Source organism: Bradyrhizobium sp. Crot121 (assembly GCF_059512385.1).
Genome location: NZ_JCAMOR010000018.1, coordinates 77880 through 91847, shown reverse-complemented (window position 1 = coordinate 91847; position 13968 = coordinate 77880). Strand labels below are relative to the sequence as shown.

Annotated in this window: 15 protein-coding genes and 1 pseudogene; 9 read left to right on the top strand and 7 right to left on the bottom strand. The window is 61.8% G+C overall.

The genetic code is table 11. The features are described 5' to 3' along the window. Positions 1-30 precede the first annotated feature (30 nt). Entirely contained in the window at positions 31-1212 is a 1182-nt protein-coding gene (locus tag AC5ZGW_RS18035) for an MFS transporter (RefSeq protein WP_130226323.1), read from the top strand. Positions 1213-1349: 137 nt separating this feature from the next. On the opposite strand, the pseudogene AC5ZGW_RS18030 reads toward AC5ZGW_RS18035, so the two are convergent. Both AC5ZGW_RS18030 and AC5ZGW_RS18025 read right to left on the bottom strand, forming a co-directional pair. Continuing rightward, positions 1350-1582 (bottom strand): annotated as a pseudogene (locus tag AC5ZGW_RS18030) (transposase); the annotation flags it as partial. 129 nt (positions 1583-1711) lie between these two features. After that, complete coding sequence (locus AC5ZGW_RS18025; RefSeq protein ID WP_130226322.1) at positions 1712-2626, bottom strand: LysR family transcriptional regulator; 915 nt, start codon at positions 2624-2626, stop codon at positions 1712-1714. Positions 2627-2826: 200 nt separating this feature from the next. Between AC5ZGW_RS18025 and AC5ZGW_RS18020 the strand changes: the two genes are divergently transcribed. The 3 genes from AC5ZGW_RS18020 (at position 2827) to AC5ZGW_RS18010 (ending at position 5098) form a co-directional block, all read left to right on the top strand. Next, positions 2827-3810: a polysaccharide deacetylase family protein gene (locus tag AC5ZGW_RS18020; protein ID WP_130226321.1), complete on the top strand. Its 984-nt coding sequence runs from the start codon at positions 2827-2829 to the stop codon at positions 3808-3810. 76 nt (positions 3811-3886) lie between these two features. Continuing rightward, positions 3887-4666, top strand: a complete 780-nt coding sequence (locus tag AC5ZGW_RS18015; RefSeq protein ID WP_130226356.1) for an MBL fold metallo-hydrolase — start codon at positions 3887-3889, stop codon at positions 4664-4666. A 213-nt stretch (positions 4667-4879) separates the two neighbouring features. Beyond that, positions 4880-5098: a hypothetical protein gene (locus tag AC5ZGW_RS18010; protein ID WP_130226320.1), complete on the top strand. Its 219-nt coding sequence runs from the start codon at positions 4880-4882 to the stop codon at positions 5096-5098. A 154-nt stretch (positions 5099-5252) separates the two neighbouring features. On the opposite strand, the gene AC5ZGW_RS18005 is transcribed toward AC5ZGW_RS18010, so the two are convergent. The 4 genes from AC5ZGW_RS18005 to AC5ZGW_RS17990 form a co-directional block, all read right to left on the bottom strand. Then, the gene (locus AC5ZGW_RS18005) at positions 5253-5537 is read right to left on the bottom strand and encodes a DUF2158 domain-containing protein (RefSeq protein WP_130226319.1); all 285 of its coding nucleotides are present in this window, start codon (positions 5535-5537) and stop codon (positions 5253-5255) included. A gap of 112 nt (positions 5538-5649) precedes the next feature. Next, positions 5650-6564 carry an RNA polymerase factor sigma-32 gene (locus AC5ZGW_RS18000; RefSeq protein ID WP_463328244.1) on the bottom strand — a complete coding sequence of 305 codons (915 nt, stop codon included), beginning with the start codon at positions 6562-6564 and terminating at the stop codon, positions 5650-5652. A gap of 559 nt (positions 6565-7123) precedes the next feature. Then, positions 7124-8488, bottom strand: coding sequence for a PQQ-dependent sugar dehydrogenase (locus AC5ZGW_RS17995; RefSeq protein ID WP_130230449.1), 1365 nt, complete (start codon positions 8486-8488; stop codon positions 7124-7126). Then, complete coding sequence (locus AC5ZGW_RS17990; RefSeq protein ID WP_130230451.1) at positions 8485-8955, bottom strand: DUF2231 domain-containing protein; 471 nt, start codon at positions 8953-8955, stop codon at positions 8485-8487. Before AC5ZGW_RS17990 ends, AC5ZGW_RS17995 begins: the two co-directional genes overlap by 4 nt. 495 nt (positions 8956-9450) lie before the next feature. On the opposite strand from AC5ZGW_RS17990, the gene AC5ZGW_RS17985 reads away from it, so the two are divergent. Both AC5ZGW_RS17985 and AC5ZGW_RS17980 read left to right on the top strand, forming a co-directional pair. After that, positions 9451-10164, top strand: a complete 714-nt coding sequence (locus tag AC5ZGW_RS17985; protein WP_130230453.1) for an STN domain-containing protein — start codon at positions 9451-9453, stop codon at positions 10162-10164. A 273-nt stretch (positions 10165-10437) separates the two neighbouring features. Beyond that, positions 10438-10992: an RNA polymerase sigma factor gene (locus AC5ZGW_RS17980; protein WP_028164570.1), complete on the top strand. Its 555-nt coding sequence runs from the start codon at positions 10438-10440 to the stop codon at positions 10990-10992. Positions 10993-11079: 87 nt separating this feature from the next. Here AC5ZGW_RS17980 and AC5ZGW_RS17975 read toward each other — a convergent pair whose 3' ends face one another. Continuing rightward, complete coding sequence (locus AC5ZGW_RS17975; RefSeq protein ID WP_283813341.1) at positions 11080-11214, bottom strand: hypothetical protein; 135 nt, start codon at positions 11212-11214, stop codon at positions 11080-11082. A 172-nt stretch (positions 11215-11386) separates the two neighbouring features. On the opposite strand from AC5ZGW_RS17975, the gene AC5ZGW_RS17970 reads away from it, so the two are divergent. From AC5ZGW_RS17970 to AC5ZGW_RS17960, 3 genes are all read left to right on the top strand, one after another. After that, the gene (locus AC5ZGW_RS17970) at positions 11387-12385 is read left to right on the top strand and encodes a FecR family protein (protein ID WP_245475106.1); all 999 of its coding nucleotides are present in this window, start codon (positions 11387-11389) and stop codon (positions 12383-12385) included. 80 nt (positions 12386-12465) lie between these two features. Next, positions 12466-13269, top strand: a complete 804-nt coding sequence (locus tag AC5ZGW_RS17965; RefSeq protein WP_130230455.1) for a S1 family peptidase — start codon at positions 12466-12468, stop codon at positions 13267-13269. Positions 13270-13288: 19 nt separating this feature from the next. Beyond that, positions 13289-13726 (top strand): hypothetical protein, encoded by a 438-nt coding sequence (locus tag AC5ZGW_RS17960; RefSeq protein ID WP_245475107.1) that lies wholly within the window; start codon positions 13289-13291, stop codon positions 13724-13726. Positions 13727-13968: the final 242 nt, after the last annotated feature.

The following is a 13968-nucleotide window of genomic DNA, read 5'->3' as shown; positions in this document are numbered from 1 at the left end:
TTGCCGTCCTTCCAGTCCGGAGCCACGTCCTTGCCCATCGCTGTCCTCGCGCTCACCGCCGGTGCCTTCGGCATCGGTACCACTGAATTCGTCATCATGGGTCTTCTGCTGCAGGTCGCTGCCGACATGCAGGTGTCGGTATCGGCCGCGGGCCTGCTCATCTCCGGCTACGCGCTGGGCGTGTTCGTCGGCGCGCCGATCCTGACGCTGGCGACGCGGCGGATGCCGCGCAAGGCCGTGCTGCTGGCGCTGATGGCCATTTTCACACTCGGCAATGCCGCCTGTGCGCTGGCGCCGAGCTATGGGCTGCTGATGGCTGCTCGGGTGCTGACCTCATTGGCACACGGCACGTTTTTCGGCGTCGGCTCGGTGGTCGCGACAAGCCTCGTCGCCGAGGACAAGCGCGCTTCCGCGATCGCGACGATGTTCGTCGGCCTCACGGTGGCGACCATTCTCGGCGTGCCGTTCGGCGCCTGGATCGGGCTATCGCTCGGATGGCGCGCGGCGTTCTGGGCGGTCACCGCGATCGGCGTCGGGGCCTTTGCCGTCGTGGCATTGTTCGTGCCGGGCAGTGTGGGCGAGGACGGCAATGCGGTGAAGGTCCGAGATGAACTGGCGGTGATGCTTCGTCCGCAGGTCCAGCTCTGCCTCGCCATGACGGTGCTCGGCTATGCCGGGGTGTTCACGGTCTTCACCTACATCCAGCCGATCCTCACACGCGTCACCGGATTTTCCGATGCTGCCGTGTCGCCGATCCTCCTGGTGTTCGGGCTCGGGCTGTCGATCGGCAACGTCGCCGGCGGACGGCTGGCCGATCGAGGCCTGCCGCGCGCGCTGATCGGAACGCTGGCCGCGCTCGCGGTCGTCCTGGTCGCAATGACCGCTGTGCTTCCGCTGAAGGTGCTGACCATCGTGCTGGTCGGACTGCTCGGCATCGCGGCGTTCGCGACCGTAGCGCCGCTGCAGCTCCGGGTGCTCGAAACGGCAGGCGAAGCCGGACGGACGCTCGCCTCGAGCCTCAACATCGCCGCCTTCAATCTCGGCAATGCATTCGGCGCCTGGGCCGGCGGGATCACCATCGATTATGGACTCGGTCTCACCGCACTGCCGCTGGTTGCGGCGGCGATCACCTCGGCCGGTCTTGTCCTGGCGCTGTGGAGCCTGCGCCTGGATCGGCCGCAGGCCCGGGCGGCGACCTGTCCTGCGGAATAGGCGCCGGCCGATTTCCACAGTGAAGCTCGAAATAATCCGGCCGGTTTGGTCGAAAGCGAATGGCGGATTACGTTTCTCGCCTTCGTCCTCGAGATATAGCGGAGCGTGGGGCGCAAGGACGCGGACTCATTAAGGCGCAGCCATAGCCTGATCGACGCGAGTTGAACGAAGGCAAGGAGTTGGCAGCGAGCCTGTCGTAACGCGTCGCCACCCGACGACATTGTTTGATCCTGTTGAAGAACCGCTCGACCCGGTTGCGAGCGCGGTAGAGATAGGGGCTGAAGCAGATCGGATCGCTGCGATTGCTTTTCGGCGGGATGTTGGCCCACGCGCCCTTCTTCATGGCAAGCTCTCTGATCCAGTCGGCGTCATTAACCTGCCGACAACCCCTGTTGAATCCGTCGAAAATGACCCACAACGGACATGGTGGCCGCAGAAAAATCACGCAAAGGAGTCGAGGTTCCTCACGAGTGACCCGAGGTCACGGATACCGGCGATTTCAATTTCCTTCCCAGGGAAAGTCCCGCTCCATTTCATGAACTCGCTCCGCGATAAACTCGGCGAAGGCACGAGCTGACGCCTTGGCGGCGCGGCCAGCCGGCAAAATCACGTTGATGTCGGCCGAACCAACTTCCCAGTCTGGCAAGATCCTGACGAGTGCCCCCGACCGCAGCTCAGCCCGAACGCTTCCCTGGCTGGTCGAACAGATACCCAAGCCTGCAACTGCAGCGGCAGACGCTGTTTCCGTCGCGCTGATAACAAATCGTCCTTGGATGCGAACTGAAACAGCCTTTCTGGCTTTACGAAACGACCATGCCTCTGAAGACCCACCCGCAGGTCCCACAATGAGCGTGTGCTTGGTGATCTCAGCCGGCACGGAAGGAGCACCGGCTCGCGCCAGGTACGACGGGGCGGCGACGAGAGCCCGGTGAAGAGTGCCAATCTTGCGCGCCACAGCGGTGCTGTCATCGAGGGAGCCTATCCTGACGGCCACGTCCACGGAATCTTCGATGAGGTTGTGCCGAGCATCGTCGAGCGAAAATTCCATGCGCAGCTTCGGATGCCGATCGCTAAACTTGGCGAGCTTTGGCATGATCGTACGAGAAGCGAAGGACGGAGACGCCGCCACTCTCAGGGTGCCGCGCAACTCACCGGTGCCCCGTGCAGCATGATCGGCTTCATCGAGCGCTGCGAGGATCGCCTCGCACCGAGCGAGATAATCCGCGCCGGCTTCCGTGAGCGTCACAGCCCGCGTGCTGCGCAGCAACAATGCGACGCCGATTTGCTTCTCCAGCGCCGCCACGATCCTGGACGCGGTCGGCTGCGTAATCCCGATCTCGCGCGCTGCCACGGAGAAACCGCCGCTCCGTGCGACCCGCACGAACAGCCGCATTGAGGTGAAGCGATCATTCATACAGATCTCGTATTTATGAAAGTCATTTTTTTAGACTACTCCGAATGTTTGCATGAGCCAAATTATTCACGGTAGCCACGGCTGATAGAGCCAGAAGCAGTTCGCCGACTCCATCAACGCCCTGGTGGGCCTCGACGATCCGTAGGCGTAATGACTTGCGACGCGTCAGCACTTCTGATCCGGGATTTGGAGGGCCCATCATGAACCGCCGCGAATTTCTGACCTCCACCGGTGCCTCGGCTGCTGCAATGACGCTGAATGTAACGGTCGAAGGAAAGGAGGCGACAATGACAGACAATTCCTCGCTCTGGCCCAATGGCGCGCGTCTCGCGATCAGCATTTCCTTAATGTACGAAGGCGGCGGTCAGCCCCTCTCCGGCGCTCCTGGCGTGATCCCCGAACCGATCAAGGACGGCTTGCCGGACATGCCGACTAACGGCGTGTTCCAGTACGGCGTCTACGAGGGCACGCCGCGTTTGCTCAACCTGTTCGACAAGCACGGCATCAAGGTCACCGCCTTCATGATCGGGCAAGCGGTCGACAAGGATCCCGCTTTGGCACAAGAGGTCGTGCGTCGCGGACACGAAGCGGCCGCCCACGGCCGCACCTGGTCGGCGAGCTATGATCTGAGCCCGGCTGATGAGCGGCAGTTCATCATCGACAACATGAACAGCATCGAGCGCGCGACCGGCCAAACGCCGAAGGGATGGAGCGCCTATTGGGTACGCAACAGCCCGCACACACTCGATATCCTAAAAGAGCTCGGTTTCACCTACTATTTGGACGAAGCCAGTATGGACGAGCCGTTCATTCTGCCAGTCAGGGGCGGCGATTTCGTCACAGTGCCTTACACTTTCCATTTGAACGACATCGTGTCTTACCCATTCGAGGGCTATAACCCGGCTGCCTATGAGCAGTCGCTCAAGGACGAATTCGATCAGCTTTATGAGGAAGGGGCCAGTCGCCGTCGGATGATGGTGATGGCGGTCCATGACCGCCTCTCCGGTCACGCCAATCGCGTGCGCGCCCTTGATCGCTTTTTCACATACGCAAAGAGCAAGCCGGCCGTCTGGTTTGCCCGTAAGGACGAGATCGCGAATTGGGCGCTGAAGACGCGCGACAAGACCCCGTACCTCGATCGTGGCCCTGTGCAGAAGACCGGTCTTTCGGGGCCGTCGGCCTGATGGAGTGCACGGCTTGGCCGAAGGTTACCGCCGCGTGTGACATTCGGCCGGACAGCGCGATCGACCAGGAGTGGCCATGACTGCCTCGAATATGACGCTGACCTTGATCGGCGGCCCGACTGTCCTCATTCAGATTGACGACATTCGCCTGCTGACGGATCCGACGTTTGACCCGCCCGGGCAGTATCAGGGACCACATAGCCCTGTGAAGCACCTTAAGACCGAAGGGCCTGCCCTTTCGATCGAGCAGATTGGCAGGCTCGACGCCGTGTTGCTGAGCCACGACCATCATTTCGACAATCTCGACAACTCTGGCCGCGCTCTTCTGCCCAGCATCGGTGTGACCTACACGACAAAGTCGGGGGCGCAGCGTCTCGGCGGAAGTGTCGTCGGCCTGAGGCCGTTCGAGACGCGCTCGCTCGAGGTGGGTCGCAGCACGAAGCTGTTCGTGACGGCGACACCGGCACGCCATGGACCGATCGGGGTCGACGCTGGCGACGTGGTTGGATTTGCCCTCGGGGTTAATGAGCCGGGTGATCTCATCTACATCACCGGCGATACTCTCTGGTTCGATGGCACCGCGGACGTTGCGCGCCGCTTCTCTCCAAAGGTTGTCGTGCTGTACACCGGTGCCGCGGAGCCGCGAGGGCGTTTCCGCATGACAATGGGTAGCGAGGATGCTTTGGAAGCCGCGCACGCGTTTCCGAATTCGAGACTGGTCTCGGTTCACAACGAAGGTTGGGGCCACTTGCGGGAGAGCCAGGAACAACTCGCCGATGTCTTCCGCACGTTCGGTCTGGCAAATCGCCTGACTCGAATCGAAAAGGGCATGCCACTCGAATTCGCAGCAGCTTGACAGGAGGCCGAAATAGCCCGAGGCACGCTCTCCACTCGTCATTGCGAGGGGCGAAGCGACGAAACAGTCCAGAGCCTTTCCGCGGAACGATTCTGGTTGCTTCCGCGAAGCCTCTCATCGGGCTGCGCTTTGGAGCGCGGGCTCGCGCCTGCCTAGGCGAGGAAATAGCAAGGCGTTCGTCGCGATATTCTCCAGTTCGCCAGCGAACACGGTATGTTGTTCTATCCGAAGTTTGACAGTGCGCGGGAACGACTCGCAGCCCAATGTGCGAAGGAGCGGATTTCATCCAAACTCAGCCGGACTCGATGCGGTCGTGATGAGGATACTGCCGAACGTGGCGGAATTGATCCATCGCTCGGGCCGCTGAGCGGCCGCTTCACCAGCGGCGACAAGAATAATCCTTCATTGTCGCCGATGGGCGAGATGAAATAGGACCGAGCCATTTCGGGTTTTGGCCCATCGCGACATATTGCGCTGCCGCACGAACTCGGCCGCTATAGGGGCAAAGCGGACATTGCGTTCGTCGCATCACGCCGCAGGGTTTGTGGGTACACGGCCTAATCCGCCCCACGATGTCTGTTTGGCATCAGAATTTTCGGAGGACCTGGACGGGGAAGGTCGCGTTGTTGGTCTGGCCGCTGCCGTCGGTCCAGAAGCAGTCGACCTGATCGTCCTTGACCGTGTCGACCGTCATCAATGACCCGCCTGAGCGCAGGCGGACAAGATCGCCGGGGCGAAATTCGGGCGTGGCGGGGCCGGCGGTCGAGATGCCCTGTGAAGCCGGAGCGGCAAATGCTTGAGCGAAGAAAGGTGCGTTGAGTGAGAGGATCAAACCGGCACCGATCGACAAGCGCTTCATCATCGCGAGCATGTCGCAGCCTCCGTGTCTTGCAGGGGACAATGAGGTGAGATCCTCAGTCCGCCTCTAGGGCATTGAGCATGGTCTTTTCGGAAAACCGGTATCCACTTTTCCGGATCATGCTCTAAATCTGCATTTCGTATTCCGCGCGTACCCGTTCATGACCCGACTCGTTCCTCTGCGGGCGGTCACGTTGCGTGGGCGGCGGCACGCTCGTCGCGCCATCAGGCGTCAATCGATCGGTCCTCAGATAGCCGACCGCTGCGCGCTTCACTTTTTCAAAGGCGTGGTTCTCGATCTGCCGCACGCGCTCGGGCGAAATGTCCATCCGGCTCGCGAGTTCTGCCAGCGTGGGCGGGTTGTCGGTGAGGCGCCGCGCCTCGAAGACCTGTCGCTCCCGCGGTGTCAGCACCTTGAGCGCGGCTGAGAGTGCGGTCGTCTGCTGGGTCGTCTCGTCCCGCTCCGCCAGTATCACTTCGGCGTCAGGGGAATTATCGACCAGCATCGTTTCCCATTCCGCCGTTTGTCCATCGTCGTCCATCGGCTTGTTCAGGGAAAAATCGCCGCGCAGCCGGCCGTCCATCTCGATCACGTCGGCAGCGGTAACGCCCAGGTGCTCGGCGACCACATTGGCAATTTCCGGCGTGAGCGAGGTCTGGTTGTTCGAGACTTTCCTGATTTCGCTCCTGAGGCGGAAGAACAGCTTCTTCTGAGCGGCGGTGGTGCCGATCTTGACGAGCGACCAGGAGCGCAGGATATATTCGTGAATGCTCGCCTTGATCCACCATAATGCGTATGTCGAAAACCGCGAGCCACGGTCCGGCTCGAAGCGTTGTGCGGCAACGACCAGACCGACATTGGCTTCGGCGATGATATCGGCGAGCGGGAGACCATATCCGCGATAATGCCGCGCTACCTTGGCTGCAAGCCTGAGATGACTTTTGACGAGTGCATGCAGCGCGGCCTGATCGCCGAGTTCATGCCAACGGCGTGCAAATTGCTGTTCCTGTTCTGCGTCCAATAGAGAGTATTGTTCCATCGTAAAGGTTCCTATCTGCGCCCGACGCTTTGCGTCGAGTGCTGGTCGAGGCCCGCGCTATGTCGAGGCAGTACGATCATTAGCGGCAGGCGTTGCATCGGTCTTTCGAGAGCGACGGTTTTTGCTGAAACGCACATTTCAGATCACTTCGGTCGAAGCCCGGAGTTTGTGTCGTGCCGAGGTCGAAGCCGGTCGGGGCCGGTAACGTGCACTGAGCTGTTCATGGCGATCACGCTCTCGCTTCGAGTTAGCTGCAAGCTGAACGTAGGCCAGGCGTGGTCGGCGGAGCCACTAAACAGGCGTTTAATGAGTTCACGTCCGATTGAGAGGATGCTGCTTACAAATCGGTGAGCTTGCTGTGCTCGCAGGCAAGCGAGTTCACGCCGCGGTTATTTGTGAAGCGCAGGTTGGTCGAGGAGGGGAGGCGCCGTGCGAATTCGCAAATGCGTGCGATCTCGCTCTTGCCATTGCTCGCGGGCCGCGCGCCATTCCGATGATGCAGAGCCGGACGTCGCGAACGACGCCCGGCTCTGCCTTGCTCCTTGGGCTCCTCTAGCGCTTATGTGTCCGACTTGGTTTGGGCCGCTGGGCTCGTGGCGGACACCCGCCACACCGTGTTTCCGACATCGTCGGCGATCAGCAGTGCACCCGCCCGATCGATCGCGAGGCCAACCGGCCTGCCGCGCGCGTGGTCGTCCGCACTGAGGAATCCCGTGACGACGTCCTGCGCCGGACCGGATGGCTTGCCGCCGCTAAACGGCACGAACACCACCTTGTAGCCGTTGAGCGGGGTTCGGTCCCAGCTACCATGCTCGGCGACGAATGCACCTCCATGATATTGCGCTGGAAGGTTGTTGCCTGTGTACATGGCGAGGCCGAGCGGTGCCACATGCGAACTCAGGGCATAGTCCGGCACGATCGCCTTGGCCACGAGATCGGGGCGTTGCGGCTCGACGCGCGGATCGAGATGCTGGCCGTAGTAGCTGTAAGGCCAGCCATAAAAGCCGCCATCCTGCACCGAGGTCAAATAGTCCGGCACGAGATCGGGACCGATCTCATCGCGTTCGTTGGCGATGGCCCAGAGCTTGCCGGTCTCGGGCTCCCACTGCAGCCCGGTGGGATTGCGCACGCCGCTGGCGAAGATGCGATGGGCGCCGCTCGCGCGGTCGATCTCCCAGATCGCGGCTCTCTCGTACTCGGCCTGGATGCCGTTCTCGGTGATGTTGCTGTTCGAGCCGACACCGACATAGAGCTTTGCGCCGTCGGGGCTCGCGAGCAAGGTCTTGGTCCAGTGATGGTCGATAGGCCCGCCGGGAAGATCGGTCAGCTTGGTGCCTGATGCAGTGATGCTGGTTTGTCCATCCTCGTACGGATATCGCACGATCGCATCGGTGTTCGCGACGTAGAGATCGTGGCCGACCAGAGCGACGCCAAACGGTGAGTTGAGGTGGTCGAGAAACACGGTGCGGAGATCGGGAATGCCGTCGCCATTGGTGTCGCGCAGCAGCGTGATGCGATTTGCATCCTCAGCCTTGGCGCCGGCGAACCATTGCACCCAGCCGGTGACGAGATCCTTGGGCCGGAAGACCGGGGCCTTCGGGCCGTTGCTTTCGACCACCAGCACGTCGCCGTTCGGCAGCACGTAAAGCGATCGCGGATGTTGGAACCCCGTGGCCAATGCACGGACCTGCAACCCTTCCGCCACCTTCGGCGTTTCGTCACCCCACGGAGCTGGCCGCGCAATCCTGATCGGCGGCAGCAGATATTGCTGCACCTCCGGCAAGTACGGATGGGCGCCGATCTGCCTTGCGGGATTCCCGCCGCTGTCGTCACAGCCCGCAAGACTCAAGGCAGCAGCGGCGACAGCCACGGTGGCAAAGCGCGGCAGGTTCGTCGCACGGGCAAGATTGAGCAAGCTGGTCATTCGACTGCTCCTGCGCGATCGCCATAGGTCAAGCCCCAGCCTCCCACCGCCAGCGACAGCAGGAGGATCGTGACGAGTCCCGAGAGCGCGAGGCCGGTCGGCACGACAGCGGTGTAACCATCGCGGCTGTGAACGAGGACATTCACGATCGAGAGCACGATCGCGACGACATAGGTGAGTGCACGAAACCAGGCCGGCCTCTGCCTGTCGATCAGGAGATCGATCACGGCGGCGATGGCCGCAAGCGCCGCGATCACCAATCCGGCCGCAATCAGCCAGACCGAAAATCTTTCCCACATCACCAGCGCAGTTCGCCAATAGGCGAGATCGGTGACGAAGGCGCCGATCAAGTAGGCGACCGAAAACGGCAGCAGCACTTGATGGATGGCGTGCCGGCGGGGCGCAACCACCGGCACCGCTTCAGTTTCGACTGTGGAGTTGGTGTAGGCCACCGCGATCTGTGTCATACTTCGATCCTCACCATCGTGTGCAAGTGCGCGGCTTTGCGCCGACGCCTGCTTTGCGAGGCAACTTTCGATCTGTTCGATATGCCGGAGCGCTTCGCAGCTCCCATACATTGCAGATGGGAAAGTGGGGCGCGCTTTCAAAAGCACGCGTTCGAAACTGACGGTAAATCCTCTGTGACCTTACCCGCTGAGCTCGGCCGGCTCGCGAAACCTATCCGAGCTGCTTCCCGCGTCATCGTCTCGAGGCGCGCGCTCGTTCGGCCGCGGCGGTATCGGCTGATGTGCCAAGGTCGGGCAGGTGACGCCGTCAGGCAATCTGTCATATGGTTGACATAGGAAGGTACGATGTGAGGACCGAGGGATGGCGCGACCTCCGGGATCTGCTTGCGCGAAATCGAAGGCCCTTGCGAGGAAGTAGCCGGCGAGACGGCTCAGTTGTCAGTGATGCTAAGTATTGGCCAAATCGCTTCGTCCCGGGCGCAAGTCCGGCAGAGGATGAACTTACCCCGCCTCGGCGCCTGGACCTTGGCGAAGGTCGTGGCGGTACTTGTCATTCTGGTCGGGGTTACCGTCGCATCTGGAAACGAGCGGACGCCGCCGGTCGGGCTCATGACGTTCAATATCCCGGCGCAGCCACTGATCGACGCGCTGCAGGCGTACAGCCAGCAGGCCGGCGTCCAGGTGATGTTCGAAACGACCTCGGCAGCCGGCTTCCGTTCGCTGTCGGTCAACGGCGAGTTTACGCCGCAGGCCGCGCTGCTGATGCTCCTGGCCGATACTGACCTGAGGGTTCGCTATAGCCGATCCAATGCCGTGACGCTCGCGCCGGCGTCCGTGCCGGATCCGGACGAGCCGCGCATCCATCCCCCAGTCTCCGCGGACATAACGCTTGGAACGTTACGCGTTCGCGGTACGACCGACGCTCCCGATCGCAATCTGGGAGAATATATCAGCCTCCTGCAATCGGACATTCAGAAGGCGCTCAAGAAGGGCGGGCGGACCAGGCGGGGCGAATATCGGGTCGCGGTCAAACTATGGGTGACGCCGTCCTCGCGAGTCATAGACAGGGCCGAGCTCGACGGTTCGACAGGCGACTTTGATCGGGATAGCTCGATCGCCGAGAGCTTGCGTGGCCTGGTGTTGAGCCAGCAGGCGCCGCCCAACATGCCGCTCCCGATCCGCTTCATGATCTCGATCCACGCGCTGTAGGCGACTAATATAAAGGGTTGCCTCAAGCTCCGGCGACATCTTACTCGATGCTGGGGCGATCAAACGATTCTCGGGGCGCAGCCGTTGCAAGCTTCCGGCTGAATGGCCGCGGTATCTTAATATTCCCGCACCTGTGGTTCGATTGCCGCAATCGCCGACCAGCTTGCGAGTGACTGATGTCCGTCACGCGAGTGTCATCCTCGGTGGATAGGGAAAATAGTGGGACTGACTACGATCTGCGAAACGCAGGGCGTGGCGTTGCGGGGCTGGTAGGTGTCTGATTCGAATAGTAAATCTCTGCGAGAGACAGTCGCAGCTGATTACGAGGGCTTGGCTAGGCGTCTGACGCGTTGCCTTGGCTCCTCGGATTTCGCGCGCGAGGCGCTGCACGAAGCGTTTCTGCGGGTCGATCGAGTATCCGATGCGGTGCCGATTCATAGCCCCGTCGACTATCTGTTTCGTACCGCGCTGAATGTCGCCAAGGATCGGCGCAAAAGCGATCGGCACTTGTTGAACGCCTCGGAAATCGCGGCGATCATGGACGTCATCCCCGACGACCGTCCGGACCCGGCAATGGTGACGGAATCGCGCATCGAGCTGACGGAATTTCAGAAGGCTCTCGCAGAATTGCCCGCCCGGCGGCGCGACGTATTTATCGCAGCCCATCTTGATCATCAGCCCCACCGCGAGATCGCGGATCGGTTTGGCATCAATGTGCGCACGGTCGATTTCGACCTGCAGCATGCCATGGAGCATCTCAGCCGTCGGCTGGGCCGCACCGTTCTCCGGCGTCTCGGGCCGCGTCCAAAGGCGAAGGCCAGCGAGTAGCTTGCGTCTTGGCGAGAGACGTGCTTGTCAGGCTGTCTAGATCATGATCCGATTGGACGGAATCGGATCATGATCTCGTCTCTTTGTTTAAGCATGATCTTCCTGCGCAAACGCTTCGCGTTTGTCGCGAGGGAAAACCGGTTTCCACTTTTCCGGATCATGCTCCAGCGGCATTTTTCCAACGCGCACGGTTGAATGCCGGCGCGGATCGCGAATCTTCAAGAAAAATTTTGAAAGATGCACTTTCTATAGCGACAAAGAGCTTGAAAGTGCGGATAGGCTGCATTTTCGATTCAGTCTTCCTTTGCGTCAATCGTCTATAGAGCATGAGGACGCGGTATTTCTGAGTACGCCGAAGTCATTCGGCGGGAGAATCAACAAAGAGCGATTGGCCTTGACCGCAGGCGACGATATTCCTTCCGAGCTTGACCCGCTGCTGCGGCAGGCGCTTGCGTGGGTTATTCGCCTGCACTCCGGGTCGGCGTCGTCGGACGATGCTGCCGCTTTGGCGCTTTGGCGGCAGCGCAGCGCTGAGCACGAGGCCGCCTTCCGCGATGCCGTGAGGCTGTGGCGCAGTTTCGGCGAGGCGACGCGCGTGCTCGCAAGCCAAGAGCTTGTGAATGTTGAACGCCGCAGTCAACGCGACGCGCGCGACAGGCTCAGCCGCCGGGCGCTGATCGGGGGCGCGATGGCTGCCGCCGCATCGGTGGCCGCCGGATACGTGGTCGTTCGTCCGCCGATGGGGCTATGGCCGTCTTTCGAAGAACTTTCGGCGGACTATCGGACCGGCAAGGGCGAACGGCGCAACATCGCATTGGCCGACAATGTCTCGCTGACGCTCAACACCCAGACCAGCATCGCCGTACGATCCGAGCAGGGGGCTCCGCGCATCGAGCTGATTTCGGGCGAGGCCGCCGTCCAGGCGGAGCGCGACGCGCCCGCGCCACTTGTCATTGATGCCGCCGGAGGCCGGGTCACGGCGCATCGTGCCAGTTTCAATGTGAGATGTCTCGATCGTGCCGTCTCGGTGTCGTGCCTTGAAGGCGCCGTCGAAGTCGAATGGAAAGGACAACGCGTCGCCATTTCGGGCGAGCAGCAGATATCCTATTCGGCGGAGATGGGGCTCGGACGCGCCTCGCAGGCGGATCTGGAACAGGCGAATGGCTGGCGAAAGGGTCTTCTGATTGTCCGCGACTGGCCGGTCAATCGTTTGGTCGAAGAGATCAATCGCTACCGGCCGGGCAGGATTGTCGTTATGGACGAGCAGCTTGGGCACCGCATGATTTCGGGCACCTTCCATCTCGATCACCTCGACGACTTCATCGCTCAGGCCCACGGCCTGTTCGGCGCCACGGCGCGGAGCTTGCCGGGAGGCATCGTGTTGCTGAGCTAGCGTCTTGAACGGACTCCGCGCCCCGCGACAAATTGTTCGAAAACGGGTCTGCCAGACAAATTGCAGGACAAGAGGATTCAATGATCAAGCCGCGACATGCGGATGGCGCGCACCGGTGTCGCGGGTTGGCCACCGTCATCCGAGGCATCGCGGTCGGTGTCGGACTGCTGGGGTTGACAACGGCGGCCGCCTGGCGCGCCGAGGCTCATGACATCGGCTGGGCGGTTGGGAATTTCGCGGCGCATCAGCAGCGGTCTGAGGTTTCGCCCCTGGCGCGCACGCAGGAGCCTACGGTGCCTAACCGCCAAAAGACCGGCACCGGCTTTTTTGTCGACGACAAGGGCCATATGTTGACCGCCCGTCATGCGGCGGAAGATTGCGCGCGGCTCATTGTCTTCAAGGAAGGCCGGGCGCTAGCGGCGCAGCTCGTGGCCTTGTCGCCCAGCGCGGATATCGCGCTGATCAAGGTGACGAAGACCCTGGGGCTGGCTGCGGTTTTCCCGAATACGGTCGGCGTGAGCACCAACGACATGGTGTTTGCCTCCGCTTACGATAAGCTGGCGACCAGCCGCGGCATGTTTGCAAACGCGACCGTGGCGGGAAGCCCAGGCAGCCAGTCGGGTGTGCTGCAGATAGATACGGATGTCACCTTCGGCGCCAGCGGTGCGCCGGTACTGGACAGTCGTGGCCTGGTACAAGGGATCATAAGCCGCAGGACCGGATCGAGCCGTGTGGTCGCGGTGGGGGCAGGGGACGCCAAGAGTTTCCTCGCCTCCAAGGGAGTTCGTGTCGCGGAAGATGACCGATCCCAGATCGTCGCCACGACCTCGCGCGCCAGCCGAGCGGCCTCGCTCTCGGCGCGGGTCACGTGTTTGCAGAATTGAGGCGAGACGGATGTGGCAGATGAGTTTGTCCAAGATAGCCGGTTGGGTTGCGGCGACAGCCATCGTGGCGACGTTTTCGCCGGCGCTGGTTTCCGCGCCAGCGCGGTCGCAGGAATATCGCGAGGCGAGCAAGGCGCCGCCGCATTGGACTCAATTCGCGAAGCTGGTCAGGTATCGTTTTGAAGACTGGATGGGAGCGGATGACGAGGTCGGCAATCGTTTCCGGGCCTATCTTCGCGAACACCGCGGAAAAGAGGACGGGGCGCCGCAGATGCTCGAGGTGCGCGCCTGGCTCAATCCTGACGGCTCGGTCGAAAAGGTGACCTTCCCTCCGCTCAACAATGCGCAGGCCGACGCCGATCTGCGGAAGATCCTCACGCGGGGCAATGTCGGGGAGGCGCCGCCACCGGAAATGCTGCAGCCCCTGCGCCTGCGCCTGTTGCTGAATCTGAAATAGCATCACGACCGGGACGACGCCGGGAAAGCCCGATGCCGCGTGGTTTGCGCCGCGCGCTTCGCTGGCGATCCGCACGGCGCACGCGCTGTCCGCGAATCGTAAGGCGCGCAAAAATTTCTTAAGACTTTGATTCAGTCTCGTTCCGGCTCGATCGTCTGTTGAAGTGAGGCACCATGAACGCGGCATTCCGCCGTGTCGTCATGTGCGTGCCCAGGAGACGAGCGAGCACCCGTGCAATCTGA

What these genes read in the sequence shown, in the direction of transcription:
- AC5ZGW_RS17960 (WP_245475107.1), top strand. Translation starts at nt 13,289, where the DNA reads ATGAGTTTGTCCAAGATAGCCGGTTGGGTTGCGGCGACAGCCATCGTG.
- AC5ZGW_RS17990 (WP_130230451.1), bottom strand. Translation starts at nt 8,955, where the DNA reads ATGACACAGATCGCGGTGGCCTACACCAACTCCACAGTCGAAACTGAA.
- AC5ZGW_RS18000 (WP_463328244.1), bottom strand. Translation starts at nt 6,564, where the DNA reads ATGGAACAATACTCTCTATTGGACGCAGAACAGGAACAGCAATTTGCA.
- AC5ZGW_RS17965 (WP_130230455.1), top strand. Translation starts at nt 12,466, where the DNA reads ATGATCAAGCCGCGACATGCGGATGGCGCGCACCGGTGTCGCGGGTTG.
- AC5ZGW_RS17995 (WP_130230449.1), bottom strand. Translation starts at nt 8,488, where the DNA reads ATGACCAGCTTGCTCAATCTTGCCCGTGCGACGAACCTGCCGCGCTTT.
- AC5ZGW_RS17985 (WP_130230453.1), top strand. Translation starts at nt 9,451, where the DNA reads ATGAACTTACCCCGCCTCGGCGCCTGGACCTTGGCGAAGGTCGTGGCG.
- AC5ZGW_RS18025 (WP_130226322.1), bottom strand. Translation starts at nt 2,626, where the DNA reads ATGAATGATCGCTTCACCTCAATGCGGCTGTTCGTGCGGGTCGCACGG.
- AC5ZGW_RS18015 (WP_130226356.1), top strand. Translation starts at nt 3,887, where the DNA reads ATGACTGCCTCGAATATGACGCTGACCTTGATCGGCGGCCCGACTGTC.
- AC5ZGW_RS18020 (WP_130226321.1), top strand. Translation starts at nt 2,827, where the DNA reads ATGAACCGCCGCGAATTTCTGACCTCCACCGGTGCCTCGGCTGCTGCA.
- AC5ZGW_RS18010 (WP_130226320.1), top strand. Translation starts at nt 4,880, where the DNA reads ATGTTGTTCTATCCGAAGTTTGACAGTGCGCGGGAACGACTCGCAGCC.
- AC5ZGW_RS18005 (WP_130226319.1), bottom strand. Translation starts at nt 5,537, where the DNA reads ATGCTCGCGATGATGAAGCGCTTGTCGATCGGTGCCGGTTTGATCCTC.